Genomic DNA, 15810 nt, shown 5'->3' with positions numbered 1-15810 from the left:
CTCAGGTGCCGGGCCTTCCGGTCTCTCTCCCGGGCCTCGTCCGGTGCCGGACCGCCCGGCCGGTTCAGCCCGCCTCGGAGGCTTCCGGCGCGACCACCGCACGCGGCGGAGGCAGCAGCACCAGCGCCGTCCCCGCGGCGAACCCCGCCACCGTCCACCCCGCCGGTGCGTCCGTCCTGGCCAGCCCCTCGCCCGCCCAGACCGTCAGCGTCCAGACGGCGGCCGCGAGTCCGGCCAGCCCCGCCAGCACGGAGTACGGCTGCCGCACCTCCGCCTGCGGACGCACCGCGCCGCCCACCCGCAGCAGCCCTCGTTCCACCGGCCGCAGCGCCACGAGCAGCCCGAGCAGGAACAGCGTCAGCACGGCGATCCACACCGGCCGCCACGCCCACCAGGCACCGGAACCGACCACGGGCTCCGGCGCGAGGTCCGTCAGGTAGAACGCGGCAGCCGCCGCCAGCACCGGCACCATGTGCCACAGGTACAGCGTCATCGACACCCGGCCGAGCGGGCGGACCAGGCGCCACAGCCACTCCGCGCGCAGCGCCCGTTCCATCGCGGGTGCGGCGAGCAGGCACAGCGCGCACTGCGCGAGCACCCAGGCGAGCATCGCCGGCGACGGCGGGTCGGTGTTGCTCAGCTCCTCGGTGCTCACCCGGATCAGGCTGACCGGGTACGGCCCGAACGCCACCAGCCCCGCGAACGCCGCCGCCCCGCCACCGGCCACCGCCCACAGGAGCGGCCGGCGCCCCGGCAGCCGGCCGTCCTCCCAGCCGAAACCCAGCTGGTAGGCCACCGCCCAGACCAGCACGTAGCCCGCCGCACCGACCGGACTCCCGCGGTCCGCCAGGTCGACCAGGTCCGCCACCAGGGAGAGCCCGGCCAGCGCGGCCGTGGAGGCGAGACCCCACCGCCGGTACGCCGCGTACAGCCACGGCGTCAGCGCGCTGACGACCAGGTAGACCGGCAGGAACCAGAACTGCATCGCCAGCGCCCAGCCCACCATGCCCAGCAGCCCGGGATCCGCGCCGGCCGTCCGGCCGGCCGCCAGGCACGGCACCGCGATCCCCACGTACGCGGCCGTCGGCAGCAGCAGCCGCACCGCCCGCGCGCGGACCCATCCGGCCGCCCCGCCGCCGCCCTCCCGGTGCCGCCGCCAGGACCCGGCGGCCACGTGGCCGCCCGCCAGGAAGAACACCGGCATGATCTGGAAGAGCAGCGTCAGCCACTGCGTCCACTCCACCGTGGCGAGCAGTTCGGGCGCCGCGATCGTGCCGTCCGGGTGCCGCACCAGCGCGGTGATCACCCAGTGCCCGAGCACCACCATCACGATCGCCGCTCCCCGTAGGAAGTCCACGTACCTGACCCGGTCCACGCCGCCCACCGTCCCCCCGTCCCGAACCGACCGGTCCACTGTGGTCGTACCGCAACGGCCCGGTCCAGTGCCGCACGGTTGCGATCCGATCTCCCGGCCGGGGCCGCGAAATCCGTTGGGGCACCGGTGGGCCGGCCACCATACTGACCGTCATGTGCTTCCGCGGCGGTACCCCGAACCGGCACTACGTGTGCCTGCCGTGCCGCGCCTCCGTCAAGCGCCGCACGCCGACCACGGTCTGTCCGCGCTGCCGCGGCCGGCTCGTCGACGCCGGACAGGACCTCAAGGTCCCCCGCCGCGCGGACACGGCCGCCTGGCGCACCCTCACCGCCCTGCTCAACGCCGGCGTCACCTTCCACTCCTCCTGCTGCGGCGGCCCCGGGTGGCGGCCGCGCACCCCGCGCGACGTCGGCGAGCGCCTCGCCGCCGCGGCCGGCACCGGCCTCCCCCTCGCGGAGGTCCTCACCGCGCCCGAACTCCCGCGTCGACGTGGCAGGTGAGCCGCGGCCGCCGTTCACCGACCGGCCAGCCCGCAATGGGCGTGGGCGTGGGCGTGGGCGTACGTGTGGCCGTGGGCGGTCGGCGGGTGCCTGCCGGCCCGCCGGGCGGAGGTCAGAGGGCGATCGGCCGGTAGGCGAGTGCCGCATCGACGATCTCCTCGGCCGAGGCGCCGCGCAGTTCGGGCGGGGGCCAGTGGATCAGGCCCCTGGCCCGGGGATGCGGCACGTTGGCTTCGAAGAGTGCCAGGAAGTGGTCGCTCTCCGGATCGCCGTCGAGGATCCTGCGGACGATCCCGACGAGTTCGTCCGCGGTGATGTCCGCGATCCGTGGCCGGGGCGGCCTGGCGGCCTCCCGCGCGAAGTCGTCCAGGCTCCGGCTGCCGTCGTACTCGGCGAAGTCCGGGGCGCCGTAGTCGTGGCCCGTGCTCGCGTTGAAGGCACTGATCTCCTCGGCCGCGCTCCCGGCTCCGGAGAGCACCAGGCCGGAGATCCGGGAGATCGCGCCGCAGAGCTCGTCCAGCCGCTGCCGGCTGACGGGCGGGGGCATCAGTTCGGGTCTCGGGTCCACGGTCCGGATTGTGCCGTGGACCTCCGACACGGCGGCGGAACGGCCGCGCTGCGGTGGTGGACGGCCGGGCGGGGACCGAGTCTGGTGGACATGGGAAGCACGAAGAAGCGGTGGGCCTCCGCGGTGGTGCACTGCCGGCCGGGGTCGGTCGTGGGGATCGAGACGGCGGCTGCGCACGTGGGCGGGCAGGTGCGGGTGACCGGGCGGTGGGTGCGGGTGCGGCCGCACGACGGGGGAGAGATGTGGATCTCGGCAGGAGCCGTCCAGCGGATCGTCTGGGACGCGCCGCCGGACGGGTGACGCCCGGACCGAGCCGACGTTCGGTCCGTCCGGCTTCGGTCCGCCGTGCCGTACCTGGGCCCGTCCCTGGCGATCGCCCGGGAATTCGTGGACCAGGGCGCCCGCGTGGTCATCACCGACCTGCAGCAGGACCGGGTGGACGAGGCGGTCGCCGCGATCGGCCCGACCTGCTCGGGCATGACGGCCCGCCGCTCGGCCGTTGCGCCGCCCCGGGACGGGCAGGACGGACGGGGCGAGACCGGAGGCGGGGCGGCCCGGCGAAGGATCGGGCTGCCGGTGCGCTGCGTCGCGGGCCGCCCGGCGCCGCTGCCTGACGGACCGTTCGGCCCGCCGGGTGTCACATGTCCATGGCGGAGACCCACACCACAGGATGCTCGGGGTCGCTCGCATCCACGGCGAGGAAGCGCTGTCCGTTCGCCGTGTCCTCGGCGTAGACCATGCCCGGGCGGACGGCCGGGACGAGGCCGCAGTCCCCGCTCGCCGCCTTGGCCACGTCGCCGGGTTCGTACGGGTGCCAGTCGCCCAGGTGCAGCGCCGTGTGGGGCTGGGGCGACCCGAAGCCGCTCACGGCGAGGAAGGCGGAGAGATCGCCCGGGGTGGTGGTGAACCGCAGATCCAGTGAATCCTCACCGAACAGCGGATGCCTGTTCGCCGTGAAGACCAGGCCGGCGGCGTCCTTCGGGACGGACAGGCCGAAGTGCCTGACGGCGTCGGCATACTCGAGGTTGTTCCCCGTGGTGGCCGGGCAGACGCGGGAGTCGCTCTTCGCCACGTGGTTGTCGGGAGGTCCGATGGACGAGTCCATCGCGGCCACGGCTCCCCAGCCGAGCAGCCCCAGGACCACCGTCGCACCGCCGGCCAGGTACAGGGCCACGCCGAGCCGGCCCTTCCACTCCGGGCGCCGCCGCGGCAGGCCTGCGCCACCGGCCGGGCCGTCGGCGGCGTCGCCCTCCAGCCGTTCCTCTGCCACGTTCCCCCCATGTTCGAGTGCCTGCCCGAGCCCCTACCCGAGTCCCGCGCGCAGCGCGGTGACCGAGCGGGTCGCACGCGGAGCGCCGCCGGACGGGAGCAGCCTGGCACAGAATTTGAACGCGTTCAAGGCGTGCCGCTCCGCCCGCGTGCGCCCCGGTGCAGGGGCCCGGCCGCTCCTGGGGCCGGTGGGTGCCGGGGCCGTGCGTGCATGCGTTTCCCGGGTAGGCGCGTAGGGTCGGCGGGGGCAGGGCGGGTGTTCCGGGTGAAGGGCGGTGAGGACGGTGGCCTCCGCGGTCGAGGGCGGCACGGTGCCGGTCCTCCGCACGTCCTTCGCGACGCGGGACGCCGACGAGGCGCGGGACTTCCTCGACACGGCGTACGGCTCAAGCCTGCGCCTGTCGGGTCTGGGCGGCGGAGCGAGCCTGCGGTACGAGCGGATCGACGCCGGCCTGTTCACGGTGGACCGGATCACCCTGCCGGGGAGACTGTCCTTCGCCTGCGAGCCCCTGGACGCGATGATCGTCAACGACGTCCGGGCCGGGCAGCTGGAGGTCGACTCCGCAGGCAGCGAGGAGCGCGCGGGCGCCGGGAGCCTTGTCCTCAACCCGGCGGGCGTGCCGTACACGGCGCAGAGCAACGGCTGCACGATCAACAGCGCGAGCCTGGCCGCCGGGGTCGTCCGCGACACCGCCGGCATCCCGATCGGCGGGCGGACCGCACCACTGCGGTACGCGGCAGCTCAGGTCGCTCCCGCCACGCCCGCCGCGGCCCGGCTGTGGCGCGCCGCCGTCGACCTGGCAGCCGACCAGTTCGGCCGCGACCAGGCGCTGCCGGCCCTGCTGGTCTCCAACACCGCCCGGCTGCTCGCCGCCGCGGCGCTCGCCGCCTTCCCCGCACAGGCGGCGCCCGACCCCGCACCGGCCGACGAGACGGACGCCACCCCCGCGACGGTGCGGCGGGCGACCGCGTTCATCGCGTCGCACGCCGACCGGGACGTCACCCTCGCCGAGATCGCCGACGCCGCCTGCGTCACCCCCAGGGCGCTGCAGTACGCCTTCCGCCGCCACCTCGGCACCACCCCGCTCGCCCATCTGCGCACGGTGCGCCTGGACGCCGCACACCGGGAGCTACTGGCCGCCGATCCCGCCACCGCGACGGTCACCGGGATCGCGATGCGCTGGGGCTTCGCCCACGTGGGCCGGTTCGCCGCCCACTACCGGGCGGCGTACGGCACCACGCCCGGCACCACCCTCGGCCTGCGCACCTGAGCAGCCGCGTCCGAGCGGCGTCCGGCCCGGTTCCCGCCGATCCGCTTCCCCCGTCCCGGGTCGCTCGGCCCGGTTCGGGGGAGAATCGGGGGTATGGCGGAGGTCCTCCGGGTTCCCGTGCTGCTCTTCGACGGGGACTGCGCGATGTGTACCGACTGGGTGGCGTGGGCGGAACGCCACCCGGGAGCGGTCCGGTCGTCCGGTGAGTGGGAGGCGGTCGCCTGCCAGTTCGTCGACCTCCCCGCGCTGGACGCCTGTGCGGGCGGGCGCGGACTGGTGACGGCGGAACGCGTCCAGCACGGGCCGCTGTGGCTCACCCCCTCGGGCAAGGTCTACGGCGGCCTGGAGGCCGCTGCCCGCGTGCTGATGCGCTCGGGCGGCGCGTGGCCCTACGCGGGCGGCCTGCTGGCCCTGCCACCGGTCCGCCTGCTGGCGCGGATCCTCTGCCTCCCGGCCACGAGGCGCTGGCATCCGACCCGCACCGGCGGCGCACCCTGAACCGTCACCGGCCGACGCGGACGGCAGTTCTCCTAGCCGGTCACGATGCCCGTCACGAGGTTGATGGTGGTGGCCAGGATGCTCGTGCCGAACGCGTAGGAGAGCAGGCAGTGGCGCAGCACGACGGCGCGGATCGCGGTGGTGGTGACGCCGGTGTCGGACACCTGGTAGGTCATGCCGAGGTTGTAGCTGAAGTAGAGGAAGTCCTTGTAGGAGGGCGGCTCGTCGGAGTTGAAGTCGATTCCACCGGTCGGGGGTGCGAGGTAGAGCTCGGCGTAGCGGGCGGCGTACATCAGGTGCAGCGAGGCCCAGCCCATGAAGACGCCGCCGAGTGCGGTCGCTGCGGCGGCGTGGCTGTCGCCGGACCTGCCGAGCAGGAGCAGCAGCACGATGCCGGTGAGGCCGCCGATCGCCGCCGAGACGACGACGAGCTCCTCCAGGACGGGCCGGAAGTCCTCGCGCCGGGCGTTGCGGCGGGTCGCCTCGGCGTCCATGGGCCACAGCGCGATCCACCCGGCCGCGACGAAGAAGGTCTGGGCCGCGGTGATGCCGGCGAGAACGCCCATCGACAGGTCGCGCAGCAGCCAGACGAGGACGCCCACCGCCGCTCCCGCAACCAGCGCTCCGTTCAGTCGCGGCAGGGCGGACCGCAGTGACCACAGGCTCATGCGCCTCACAGTAGCCACCCCGCCGCACCCGGCGGCCGACCTGCCGCGCCGCCGGCGCGCGTGGCGGGACCGGCCCGGCCTCCGTCGGCGTCGTGCGCGCTGCTGCGCCCTGATCCCGCGTCAGTCGGTGGGTGGACCCGCGGCTGTGACAGGGCCGTTGCCTGAAGTGTGACCGCCGTCACGGCCCCTGACGGCCGGTCATGGTCAGCTCTGGGGATGCGTCGTTCCCGTACCGCCTCTCCGGTCCTCCTGGCCGCGGGCCTCCTGGTGCTCACCGCGTGCGGCTCGGTGGCCGTCACCGGTTCGCGGGCCCCCGCCCCGTCGGGTGCCACGTCCGCCTGCGGCGTTCCGCCGGGCCCTTCGGCGTCGGCGTCGGCATCGGCCGGTGGTCCGGCCGAGCGGGAGGTGGGTGGTGTCCGGATCACCGGCTCGGGTCCGCTCTGCACCGAGTTCGAGGTCACCAACCGGGGCGGCGAAGCCTTCACCTACACGATCACGTTCACCCACCTGTCACCGTCCGGGCAGGCGATGTGGGTCAGCAAGCAGACGGTGGCGGACGTCGCTCCCGGCCGGACGGTGTCGGGTACCGTCGCGCCGAGTGCATCGCCCTCGCCCCGCCTGACCGAACAGCACCTGCCGGGCGCCGTACCCGGCGGAGCGAGTGCGTCCGCCTCCGCGGACGGCGGGCGGGTGCGGATCACCAAGGTGCGCAGCGTTCCGAGCAAGGAGGCGTCGGTCGAGTCGGGGGTTTGCCCGCCGTCCGGGACCCGGGTGTACGCCGACGAGGGCGATGCCGCCATGGGGCTGCGCGCAGTCGGCCTCCACCTGGAGAACTGCGGGTCGGGCACCGTCCACCTGAACGGCTATCCGGAACTCCAGGTCATCGACGAGGAGCACAGGCCCGTCGGCAGCGTGCAGATCCTGCACGGCGGCAACGCCGTCTCGACCGGCACCGGCACCGACGACCCGCCCGGGCCGGTCACGCTGGCGCCCGGCGAGCACGCCTACGCCGGGCTGGTCTGGCGCAACACCGTGGAGTCCGGAACGGCCGAGTCGGTGAACGCGCCGTACCTGAGGGTCCGGGCGAAGGCGGGTGCCGACCCCGTGACGGTGATCCCGGAGCTCGACCTGGGCACCACGGGCCGGCTCGCCGTCGGCGCGTGGAAGAAGGACGACACGCGCGGCGCCACCCCCACGAGCACCCCGGGCATCCCACGCTGACCGGCTATCCGTGCCGGAGGCGCACGCCTGCGCGCCTCGGTGGGGCGGCGGGTCAGCGGCCGCAGGCCCGGCACGGCGGCCGGGTCCGGCGGTGGTAGGACAGCGCGGCAACCCCCAGGCCGAGGCCCCACAGCCAGTAGGCGGGCATCGCCACCCAGAGGAAGGACAGCGGCAGCGCGCCGTCGTGGGCCACCGGGTGGACGGTCTCGCCCACCAACTGGCCGATGCCGACGCCGAAGTACACCAGCAGTCCGACCGAGATCGCGCAGGCCGGCCCGAGCGGCAACAGCCGCGGAACGCGCCGCCGGCCCACCAGCGGCATCCAACCGGGGAACACCTGTCCCCACCGGTGCACCAACGACAGCGGCAGCACGGTGCCGGCCAGCACGAAGCCCACCTCGAACACCGCGAGGGACGCCGCCTGCGCGGTGTCCAGCCGCCCCGGGCCGGCGAACCCGAGGGCGTACTGGGCGAGGATCCGCAGCCAGCAGGAGGCGACCGCCCCGTACGCCGCCCACAGCGCCCATCGCGGCGGCCGGGCCCGCCGGTCGGGATCGAGGGGCCGGCCGGTGCGGCTGCACCGCGGGCAGTCGCCCCACCACCGGCGCCGGTGGCCGATCGCGGCGGGGGGCAGCAGCACCGACACGGGCAGGCAGGCGGGCCCGGCGAGGGAACCCGGGGGGGAGAAGGGGGTGGGGCGGGCCCGCGCCCCCCCCCCCCGCGCCCGGCGCCGATCGCGGCGGCGGCCAGCAGCACCGACACGGTCAGGCAGCCGGCCCGGCTGAGGAAACCGGTGAGCGAGAAGGGGATGTGCAGGCCCGGCACCAGGCCGCCGACCACGTCCAGCAGCAGGAACGGGCAGCTGAGCAGCAGGGCGCCGGCCACCGCGGCGGCGGCCGCGAGCAGCCGTGGCCGGGGCCGGCGTGCCGTGTGCAGGGCGCGGGACAGCACCGCCGCCCCGGCGCACAGCACCACGGCGCCCCAGGCCGGGAAGACCAGCAGGTCGGTGCCGAAGCGACCGTAGGACGGTGCGTGGCCGAGCGCCCACCAGGCCTGCAGGAGGCCGTAGCAGGTGGCCGCGGCGAGTGCGGCCGGCGCCGCGCGGACCGTCCGGTCGGGAGCGTCCGCCGCATCGGGACCGCCCGCGCGGGGCGGGGCCGGAGCGGTCGGTGGCGCCTGTTCTGCCATGCCGTCCACGCTAGGTCGGGCCGCCGGGACGGGGCGTCGGCCGGCGGGAGGAGCGGTCTCCTCCGTGGGAGGGAGGTCCGCGTTCGACTCACGCACGATGACGTCAACTCGCGTGTCTGCCCGGGGGCGGTGCTCCGGGAGATGCGAGCACTCCCGTCCAACGGCCCGATGTGCCTTCGGTCTTCCACATGTCGTACCCGTGGTGAAGGATCGGCGTCATGACGGAGCAACGGACGAACGGGGCGTCGCCGGTCGACGCGGCCAGCACGTACCTGGCGCAGCTCGGTGAGCGGCTGAGGGCCGACGGCACCCAGGTCACCGCGGCCGGCTGGTGCGACCACAGCGTGGTGGTGGGCAGCCGGGGGGACCGCAAGCTGCAATGGTTCGGCACCAAGACCGAGCTGTTCGTCCTCGCCGCGGTCGTCCCCGAGATCGACAGCACCGCGCTGGTCGAGTTCACGGGATGGGCGATGGACCGGGCCAAGCACATCCGCAGCGGTCTGCCCGGCGCCCGGAACGCGGCGACGGTGCTGCCGGCCCTGATCAGCAGCAAGGTCCAGCCGTCCGCGGCGCAGTGGGCCGCAGCGGACGCCCGGCTCCTGGGGACCACCCTGATCGGCCGGCCGATCGCGGTGGAGGTGACGGCATCCGGGGCCGCCCGGGTCGCCATGTACCGGGGCGGCACGGCGTGGGGCGGGCTGTTCACGCGGCACGTCCTGGAGAAGGCCGCGCTCTACTTCCCGTGAGCGTGCCTCCCGTGAGCGTGCTTCCCGGGAGTGAATCGGTGCGGGGATCGCCGGCGCCGTCGGTGAGGCCGCCTCGGGAGCCCCGGATGGCAAAGCCTTGGCAAAGCAGCGGGTCGATCGGCCCGCATCGCCGTCTCTTCACCCAGTAGCACAGCGAGTGCCGGGACGGTCCGGCGGCGACCCTGGTCGGCGTCACCGGGCCTCCCGGCCCCGCGGCTGCCGCGCCGGCCGGGCACCCCCAGCCCCGGCCGGCGCCTTACGTTTCCTCGGCCGTGCCCTTCCCACCGGCCCGCCGCTGCGCCCGGCCGGGGCCGTGGAGCTCAGTGGCCGTGCCCCGCATGCCCGCCCGCAACGCCGTGTCCCGCGTCCCGACGCACGGTCAGACGGTGGTGAAGAGGAAGTCGTCCTTGGCGTAGTAGTTCGGCTGGTGGACCAGTGGTGAGCCGACCTCGGCCGGGCCCGGCCAGATGTCACCGGGCCCTAGCAGGTGGTCGGGGTAGTCGCTCTTCGTGACGCACGGGGCGAAGTGGAGGCGGAAGGCGGTGTTGGTCTGGTTCGGGACGGACTTCCACAGCTGCTCCTCGCGGTCGGTGAGGCATGCCCGCAGGACGACGGTGACCACGTTGCCGCCCTGGGTGGTGCCGTCCAGGCAGCGGCCGTCTGCCGCGTTGCGCACCTGGAGCAGTCCGCCGCTGTTCAGCGGGAACTGCCAGCGCTGCGACGCGCTGCCGTCGCAGGTGGCGAGGTGGACGCCGGCTGCGTCACCGCCGTCCGGGCTGACGCACAGGCCGGAGCGCACGTTCACGAGGCGGAAGGCGGGGATCCGGGGGGTGGGTGACGGCGGCGGCGCGTCCTGTGCCGTGGGTGAACCTGGGGCGGGGGAGGGGGAGTTGCCGTCCGTGGTCGGGGTGGCGGGTGTCGACGGTGTGAGTGCGGTGGGGGAGGGATCCGGTGGTGGCGTGGCCCGCAGCGTGGTGGGCGAGGGGGAAGGCCGAGCCGGGGTGGCCGCGGTGGGCTCGGTCCGGTGGGGGCTGATGTTCGCGGCGGCCATGGTCAGGATGCCGTGGCCGAGGGCGAGGAGGGCGAGCCTGATGGTCCTGTCGGAGGGGCGCCGCAGGGGGTTGGCGGCCGGGGCCGGGCGGTGCTGCACGGAGGGGGGCGTGAGCGGGACGGGCGGCGTGCGCGGGACGGGCAGGGGGAGCGGGGCAGCCGGAGTGGGTGGGACGGGTGGAGTGGGCGGGACGGGTGGCGGAGGCGGGACGGGCGGCCCCGGCGGTGGGGTGGCCGGGACGGTGCCGGTGGGAGGGAGCGGCAGGACCGCGGTGTCGCCGGGTTCCGGCTCGCGGTCGCCCGTCCAGAGCAGCAGTCCTTCGAGGAGTGCGGGGCGCTGCCAGGTGTGGATGGCGGTGAGGTCCGCGCGGGCGCGCGTGCAGGCGGTGCACTTGGCCAGGTGGCGGTCGAGGGTGTCGTCGCCGATGCCGCGGCGGACGGTGTCGCCGAGCCTGGCGGCCAGCTGGCGGCAGTCCCGGCGGGGCGCGTGCGCCACGTAGTACCGGAGGTAGGCGCTGTAGAACCGCTGCACGGGATCCGGCTGCGGGAGTTCGGCGCCGGGGGCGTCGACGGCCGGCGGCGGGGGAGCCGGTTCGGCCGCGTCCGTGAGGCCGCGCCACAGCTCGCCCTGAAGGGCGTCGGGCAGCTTCCGGAAGGCCTGGAGGAGTCCCGAGTTCGCCTCGGCCGCGGTGACGGCGTCCCGCGCGGACCCGCCGGCGGCGCCCTGCGCGGACGCGGTGCGGGGCTCCGCGCGGGGAAGGGTGCGGAGCCAGGCCGCGAAGGCGGGTGAGAGCAGCGCGCTGCGTCCGGTGTCCGCCCAGGAGGCGGCGGTGCGCCGGGCGGCGGCCAGCAGCCGTGGCCGCCGGGCGCGGGCCGGACCCCCGTCACCGGGTGCGGGTGCGAGGGTGGCCGCGAAGACCTCCTCGACGAGTTCCTGTGCTGCCCGTTCGTCTCGGCACAGCCGACGGGCGTAGGCGACGAGGGCGTCGTCGTCGCGGGAGGCCGGCGGGTGTGCGGGCGGCCGGTGCGCGGGTTCGACGTCCGGGTGCGGGTCGGCGGAGGGGTCTGACAACGGCGTTCCTTGCGCTCGTTCCGGTTCCTGCAGGGAAAGACCGTCCCGCCCGCCGAACGTCCCACATCTTTGCCAAGTCTTTGCACGGGGGTCGGTGGGTGCGCCGGGGCGCCACGGGATGAGCGCGAACGACCCGGGAGGGCCCGAGCGGACACCCGCCGACACCCACGGGCTCCACCGCGCGGCCGGCTCCGCGGACGGGCGCCGGGCCGCCCCGCGCCGCCCGCGGGCCGGATCCGACCTGCTCAGGGCATGACACACTGGCCCGCAATCCGGCCGGGGGCGGACGATCGGCGGGCCCGAAACCGTCGACCCGTCCGCTGACCGGCCATCATCGACCGAACAGGAGCAAGGGGTTTGACCGCATCCGCGACGGCCCGTCAGACGGCACTCGACCACCTCAACGACGCGGAACTGGCCGCACTGCTGCGCGACGGGGACCCGCTCACCGGACCGGCCGTCCAGGACGTGATGAGCGAGGTCTTCGCCCGCCACCACACCGCCGTCCTCGCCTACGCCCGCACCTGCTGCCGCGACACGGCGACCGCGCACGACCTGGCCGCCGAAGCCTTCGCCCGGACCTACCGCGCCGTCACCACGGGAAGCGGACCCCAGCACGCCTGGCGCCCCTACCTCCTGACCTGCGTGCGTCACGTCGCCATGGAGTGGGCCCGGGACCGCGCCCGCACCCTCCTCTCCGACGACTTCGACGCCTGGGCCGAGTCCCTGCCCTGCGGTCAGGACACCGACGACACGGTCCTCGCCGCCGAAGAAGGCTCACTCGTCCTGCAGGCCTACCGGTCGCTCCCCGAACGCTGGCAGGCCGTGCTCTGGCACGCCGTGGTCGAACACGAACCCGCCGCCGCCACCGCCAAGCGCCTGGGCATCACCGCCAGCGGCATCGGCTCCCTCGTCGCCCGCGCGTGCGAGGGCCTGCGCGAGGCCTACCTGCGCGCCCACCTCAACGACACCGCCAGCGACGAGTGCCGCCACTACGGCACCATGATCGCCGCCTCCATCCGCCGGCCCGACAAGCGCACCACCCGCCACCTCGACCGCCACCTGAGGACCTGCACCGGCTGCGCCCGCGCCGAACGCGACCTGCGCGACATCAACGGCCGCCTCGGCGCGATGCTGCCCGTCGGCGTCCTCCTGTGGAACCCCGCCGGCCTCTGGCCGTCCGTCACGGGCCACGGCCTCCACCTGGTCGCCGCCAAGGTGGCGGCGGTGTCCCGGTCCGCCGCCGGCAAGTGGACGCTGACCACCACCGCGGTCGCCGCCGCAGCAGCGGCCGTCGTCGTCCTGACACCCGGCTCCGGCGGCACACCCGTCCGCACCCCTCCGCCCGCGACCGGCGCAGCGCCCGCCGTCCCGGCGCCGACCCTCACGGTGGCGCCGGTCGCGGCCGTCGGGGTCGCCGAGTCCTTCCGGCCCGAACCGGCCGCGGTCATCGGCACCCCCACCCGGACGGCCCGGCCGTCGGCGTTCGCGCCGCCCCCGGGCTCCCGCGCCTTCGTCAACCGGATGACCGGCCTGTGCGCCCAGGCCGACCCCACCGGTGCCCTCACCCAGCGCCCCTGCAACCGGACCGCCGGCCAGGCGTGGATCCTGATCCCCGCCGGATCGGGGGCGCAGATCAAGAACGCCGGCACCGGTCGCTGCCTGGCAACCGGCGGCAGCACGACCGACGGGGCCCCGCTCGTCCAGCAGGAGTGCGGCGCCGACGGGCGCAAGGAGACGGTCTGGACGTTCTGCGGCGGCCTGGTCGTCAACGCCGCCAGCCGCCTCGTCCTCGGCCTCGAACACTGGCCCGAGGCGGACGGCCCGGGGCCGGGAGACCGGCTGACGCAGAGCCGGAACCACGAGGACAGCCCGGCGTTCCGCTGGCAGCAGCGGGCATTCGGCGCGTAGGCGCCGCGCAACCCGGGTCGCGTGCCCGGTACCGGCACGCGACCCGGAAAGCCCGCGGTCCCGCGGTCCCGCCGCGGGCGGTGGTCCGCCGCTCAGCCGGGGCCTGCCGTGCGGTCGAGCCCCTCCTCGGCGTGCTCGACCATCCACCGGTTCCCGATGCGGGTGCCGATCTCCAGGACGCGCCCGTAGTGCTCCCGCGCCTCCTCGCGTTCGGCCGCGCGCTCCTCGCACCTGGCCAGGTTGAACAGGCTCCAGCCCGCCAGCTCGTCCTCGCCGGACCCCGCGGCGACCCGCACGGCCGCCGCGTAGTGCTCCTTCTCCCGGAGGGAATCCCCCGCGTCCGCCGCCAGCTCGGCCAGCTGATGGTGGGTCCAGCCCGCGGGCGCCGTGCAGCGATGGGCCTCCGCCACCGCCAGCGCCTGCCCGAAGTACTCCTCGGCCGCGGCCCGCTCGCCCTTCCTGCGCCGGTGGGTGCCGAAGTTGTGCAGGCTCCAGGCCCGCAGGAGCGCGTCGTCGGTCTCGTCGGCGATGCGTGCGGCGCGGGTGAAGAACCGCACGGCCATGTCCGGGTCGTCGGCACGCGAGCGGCAGGAGCCGAGACCGTCCCAGGCCCAGCCCTCCTGCCCCCGGGAACGCAGCCGGATCGCCAGGTCGAGCGCCGACCAGTAGGCGTCCTCGGCACGCCGCAGGTCGCCGTGGTCACGCTCGCGGGTCGCCCGGCGGAGCAGCTCGTCGATGTCGGTCACCCCCGCGGCGGTCGCCTCCAGGTCCTGGACGACCTCCCTCAGGGAGGCGGCCGCGACGGCCGCCGCGGGGCGCTCGTCCGGGTCCGGTCGCAGGAGCTGGCCGATCAGCGGTGCCAGGGCGCCGGCCCTGCGCACCGGCTCCGGAACGCCGCGGCCGACCGCCCAGATCACCTGCGGGAGCGAATCGCCCGGGAACGGGGACCGCCCCTCCACGGCGCAGTACAGCGTCACGCCGAACGACCACATGTCCGAGGCCGGGGACGAGGACCCGGCGTGGAGCTGCTCCGGGGCCATGAACTGCGGTGTCCCGGGTGCCGTGCCGGTGGCCGTGAGCGTGATCCCGTCCGGCACCGCGGCGATCCCGAAGTCCGCGATCACCGCCCGGCCGTCCGCCAGCAGGATGTTGGCCGGCTTGACGTCCCGGTGGACCACCCCGTCCGCGTGCGCGGCGGCCAGCGCGGAGGCGACCTGCTCGCCGATCCGTGCCGCCTCCACGACGGAGAGCGGTCCCGACCCCAGGGCCTCCCGGAGGGAACGGCCCTCCACGTACTCCATCACGATCCACGGAAGGCCCTCGTGGTCGGAGAACTGGTCGAACACGGTGACGATGCCGGGATGACGGAGCTTCCCGGCCGCCTGCGCCTCGCGCTCCGCCCGCGCCAGCAGCATCCCGGCCGACTCCACCGGCGATCCCTGGGGAACCACGAGCCGCTTGAGCACCACGCGGCGGCGCAGCCGCGCGTCGAACGCCAGCCAGGCCTCCCCCTGGCCGCCTTCCCCCAGCTTCCGTTCCAGCCGATAGCGGCTCGCGACTTCCTCGACCGTGTCCGGGTGCGTCATGGAGCCACGTAAGCACGCCGCGAGCCACCGGCGCAGCCGTCTCCCGATCCTCGGGACCGGCGCACCGGCGGTCATGACGACACGGGACCGGCCCGTCGGCCGGGGCAGACTGGACGACATGCCCCTGTCGCTGCATCACATCGTCGTCGACGCCCACGACCTGCCCGCCCTCGCCCGGTTCTGGGCCGAGGTGCTGGGTTGGCGGATCCTGTCCGAGCGGGAGCGGGAGGTCGTGATCGGGCTGGACGAGACCGCGCCCGTGGGAATGTGCTTCATGCCGGTGACCGACCGGAAGGTCGTCAAGAACCGTCTGCACCTCGACCTGACGACCCGCGCGGCGGACCGGGAGGCCGAGATCGAGCGCATCCTCGCACTCGGCGCCCGCACGGTGGACGTCGGCCAGAGCGGCGACGAGTCATGGACCGTGCTCGCCGATCCGGAGGGGAACGAGTTCTGCGTCGTCCGCCCGAAGGAGACCCTCATCGCATAGAGCGGGCCCGGGCGGCGGTTCAGTGCAGCCGGCCGCCCACGTGGTCGAGGAGGTCCTGGCGGAGCAGTCGCAGGAGGGCGCGGGGATCGCCGGGCGGCCATCCGGCCAGCCGCTCGGTGAGCGGGTGGAAGGCCCCGGATCCGTCGCGTGCCGCGGTCACGCCGTCGGGGTGGAGCAGCACGGTGTCTCCCTCCCGGAAGGCGAAGGTCTCGACCTCGACCCCCGATCCGGCCGGCTCGGTGAGGCTCCGCGGGGGCGGGTGCCCGTAGTCCGTCCCGATCCCCGCCTCCGTGCGCCGTGTCGGTTCAGGGCTTGTCCGACGATTCCCGCCGCGCGCGCGACGCCGGATCTCCCGACCGGACGCACCACCGCATCGCCCGAGTACGTCCAGTACGAG

16 protein-coding genes are annotated in these 15810 nt (G+C 75.2%); 8 read left to right on the top strand and 8 right to left on the bottom strand.

What is annotated here, in order from left to right; translation table 11 throughout:
• Positions 1-64: 64 nt before the first annotated feature.
• Positions 65-1375 (bottom strand): acyltransferase family protein, encoded by a 1311-nt coding sequence (locus ABD353_RS36580; protein ID WP_344628037.1) that lies wholly within the window; start codon positions 1373-1375, stop codon positions 65-67.
• 152 nt (positions 1376-1527) lie between these two features.
• On the opposite strand from ABD353_RS36580, the gene ABD353_RS36575 reads away from it, so the two are divergent.
• On the top strand, positions 1528-1875 hold the full coding sequence (locus ABD353_RS36575) for a hypothetical protein (RefSeq protein ID WP_344628036.1): 348 nt from the start codon (positions 1528-1530) through the stop codon (positions 1873-1875).
• A 112-nt stretch (positions 1876-1987) separates the two neighbouring features.
• Here ABD353_RS36575 and ABD353_RS36570 read toward each other — a convergent pair whose 3' ends face one another.
• Positions 1988-2443: a hypothetical protein gene (locus tag ABD353_RS36570; RefSeq protein ID WP_344628035.1), complete on the bottom strand. Its 456-nt coding sequence runs from the start codon at positions 2441-2443 to the stop codon at positions 1988-1990.
• Between the two features lie 90 nt (positions 2444-2533).
• Here ABD353_RS36570 and ABD353_RS36565 point away from each other — a divergent pair, with 90 nt between their 5' ends.
• Positions 2534-2743, top strand: coding sequence for a hypothetical protein (locus ABD353_RS36565; RefSeq protein WP_344628034.1), 210 nt, complete (start codon positions 2534-2536; stop codon positions 2741-2743).
• Between the two features lie 337 nt (positions 2744-3080).
• Here ABD353_RS36565 and ABD353_RS36560 read toward each other — a convergent pair whose 3' ends face one another.
• On the bottom strand, positions 3081-3713 hold the full coding sequence (locus ABD353_RS36560) for a hypothetical protein (protein ID WP_344628033.1): 633 nt from the start codon (positions 3711-3713) through the stop codon (positions 3081-3083).
• A 274-nt stretch (positions 3714-3987) separates the two neighbouring features.
• On the opposite strand from ABD353_RS36560, the gene ABD353_RS36555 reads away from it, so the two are divergent.
• Positions 3988-4983: a helix-turn-helix transcriptional regulator gene (locus ABD353_RS36555; RefSeq protein WP_344628032.1), complete on the top strand. Its 996-nt coding sequence runs from the start codon at positions 3988-3990 to the stop codon at positions 4981-4983.
• Between the two features lie 93 nt (positions 4984-5076).
• The gene (locus ABD353_RS36550) at positions 5077-5481 is read left to right on the top strand and encodes a thiol-disulfide oxidoreductase DCC family protein (RefSeq protein ID WP_344628031.1); all 405 of its coding nucleotides are present in this window, start codon (positions 5077-5079) and stop codon (positions 5479-5481) included.
• A gap of 32 nt (positions 5482-5513) precedes the next feature.
• Here ABD353_RS36550 and ABD353_RS36545 read toward each other — a convergent pair whose 3' ends face one another.
• A complete protein-coding gene (locus tag ABD353_RS36545; protein ID WP_344628030.1) occupies positions 5514-6149 on the bottom strand; it encodes a DUF1345 domain-containing protein in 636 nt (211 codons plus the stop codon).
• A gap of 405 nt (positions 6150-6554) precedes the next feature.
• Between ABD353_RS36545 and ABD353_RS36540 the strand changes: the two genes are divergently transcribed.
• A complete protein-coding gene (locus ABD353_RS36540; protein ID WP_344628029.1) occupies positions 6555-7370 on the top strand; it encodes a DUF4232 domain-containing protein in 816 nt (271 codons plus the stop codon).
• A gap of 52 nt (positions 7371-7422) precedes the next feature.
• On the opposite strand, the gene ABD353_RS36535 is transcribed toward ABD353_RS36540, so the two are convergent.
• Complete coding sequence (locus ABD353_RS36535; RefSeq protein ID WP_344628028.1) at positions 7423-8010, bottom strand: hypothetical protein; 588 nt, start codon at positions 8008-8010, stop codon at positions 7423-7425.
• Between the two features lie 766 nt (positions 8011-8776).
• On the opposite strand from ABD353_RS36535, the gene ABD353_RS36530 reads away from it, so the two are divergent.
• Positions 8777-9304, top strand: coding sequence for a hypothetical protein (locus ABD353_RS36530; protein WP_344628027.1), 528 nt, complete (start codon positions 8777-8779; stop codon positions 9302-9304).
• Between the two features lie 379 nt (positions 9305-9683).
• Here ABD353_RS36530 and ABD353_RS36525 read toward each other — a convergent pair whose 3' ends face one another.
• On the bottom strand, positions 9684-11426 hold the full coding sequence (locus tag ABD353_RS36525; protein WP_344628026.1) for an RICIN domain-containing protein: 1743 nt from the start codon (positions 11424-11426) through the stop codon (positions 9684-9686).
• Positions 11427-11783: 357 nt separating this feature from the next.
• Here ABD353_RS36525 and ABD353_RS36520 point away from each other — a divergent pair, with 357 nt between their 5' ends.
• Positions 11784-13337, top strand: a complete 1554-nt coding sequence (locus tag ABD353_RS36520) for a sigma-70 family RNA polymerase sigma factor (RefSeq protein ID WP_344628025.1) — start codon at positions 11784-11786, stop codon at positions 13335-13337.
• 92 nt (positions 13338-13429) lie between these two features.
• Here ABD353_RS36520 and ABD353_RS36515 read toward each other — a convergent pair whose 3' ends face one another.
• Positions 13430-14923 carry a protein kinase domain-containing protein gene (locus ABD353_RS36515; RefSeq protein ID WP_344628024.1) on the bottom strand — a complete coding sequence of 498 codons (1494 nt, stop codon included), beginning with the start codon at positions 14921-14923 and terminating at the stop codon, positions 13430-13432.
• Between the two features lie 118 nt (positions 14924-15041).
• On the opposite strand from ABD353_RS36515, the gene ABD353_RS36510 reads away from it, so the two are divergent.
• Positions 15042-15413 carry a VOC family protein gene (locus ABD353_RS36510; protein ID WP_344628023.1) on the top strand — a complete coding sequence of 124 codons (372 nt, stop codon included), beginning with the start codon at positions 15042-15044 and terminating at the stop codon, positions 15411-15413.
• Positions 15414-15432: 19 nt separating this feature from the next.
• On the opposite strand, the gene ABD353_RS36505 is transcribed toward ABD353_RS36510, so the two are convergent.
• Positions 15433-15693: a SpoIIE family protein phosphatase gene (locus ABD353_RS36505; RefSeq protein ID WP_344628038.1), complete on the bottom strand. Its 261-nt coding sequence runs from the start codon at positions 15691-15693 to the stop codon at positions 15433-15435.
• Positions 15694-15810: the final 117 nt, after the last annotated feature.

Origin of the sequence: Kitasatospora arboriphila, from assembly GCF_039528095.1 — a bacterium.
Lineage (GTDB): Bacteria > Actinomycetota > Actinomycetes > Streptomycetales > Streptomycetaceae > Kitasatospora > Kitasatospora arboriphila.
Note: the sequence above shows the minus strand (reverse complement) of the source record. Positions and strands in the feature narration are given on the sequence as shown.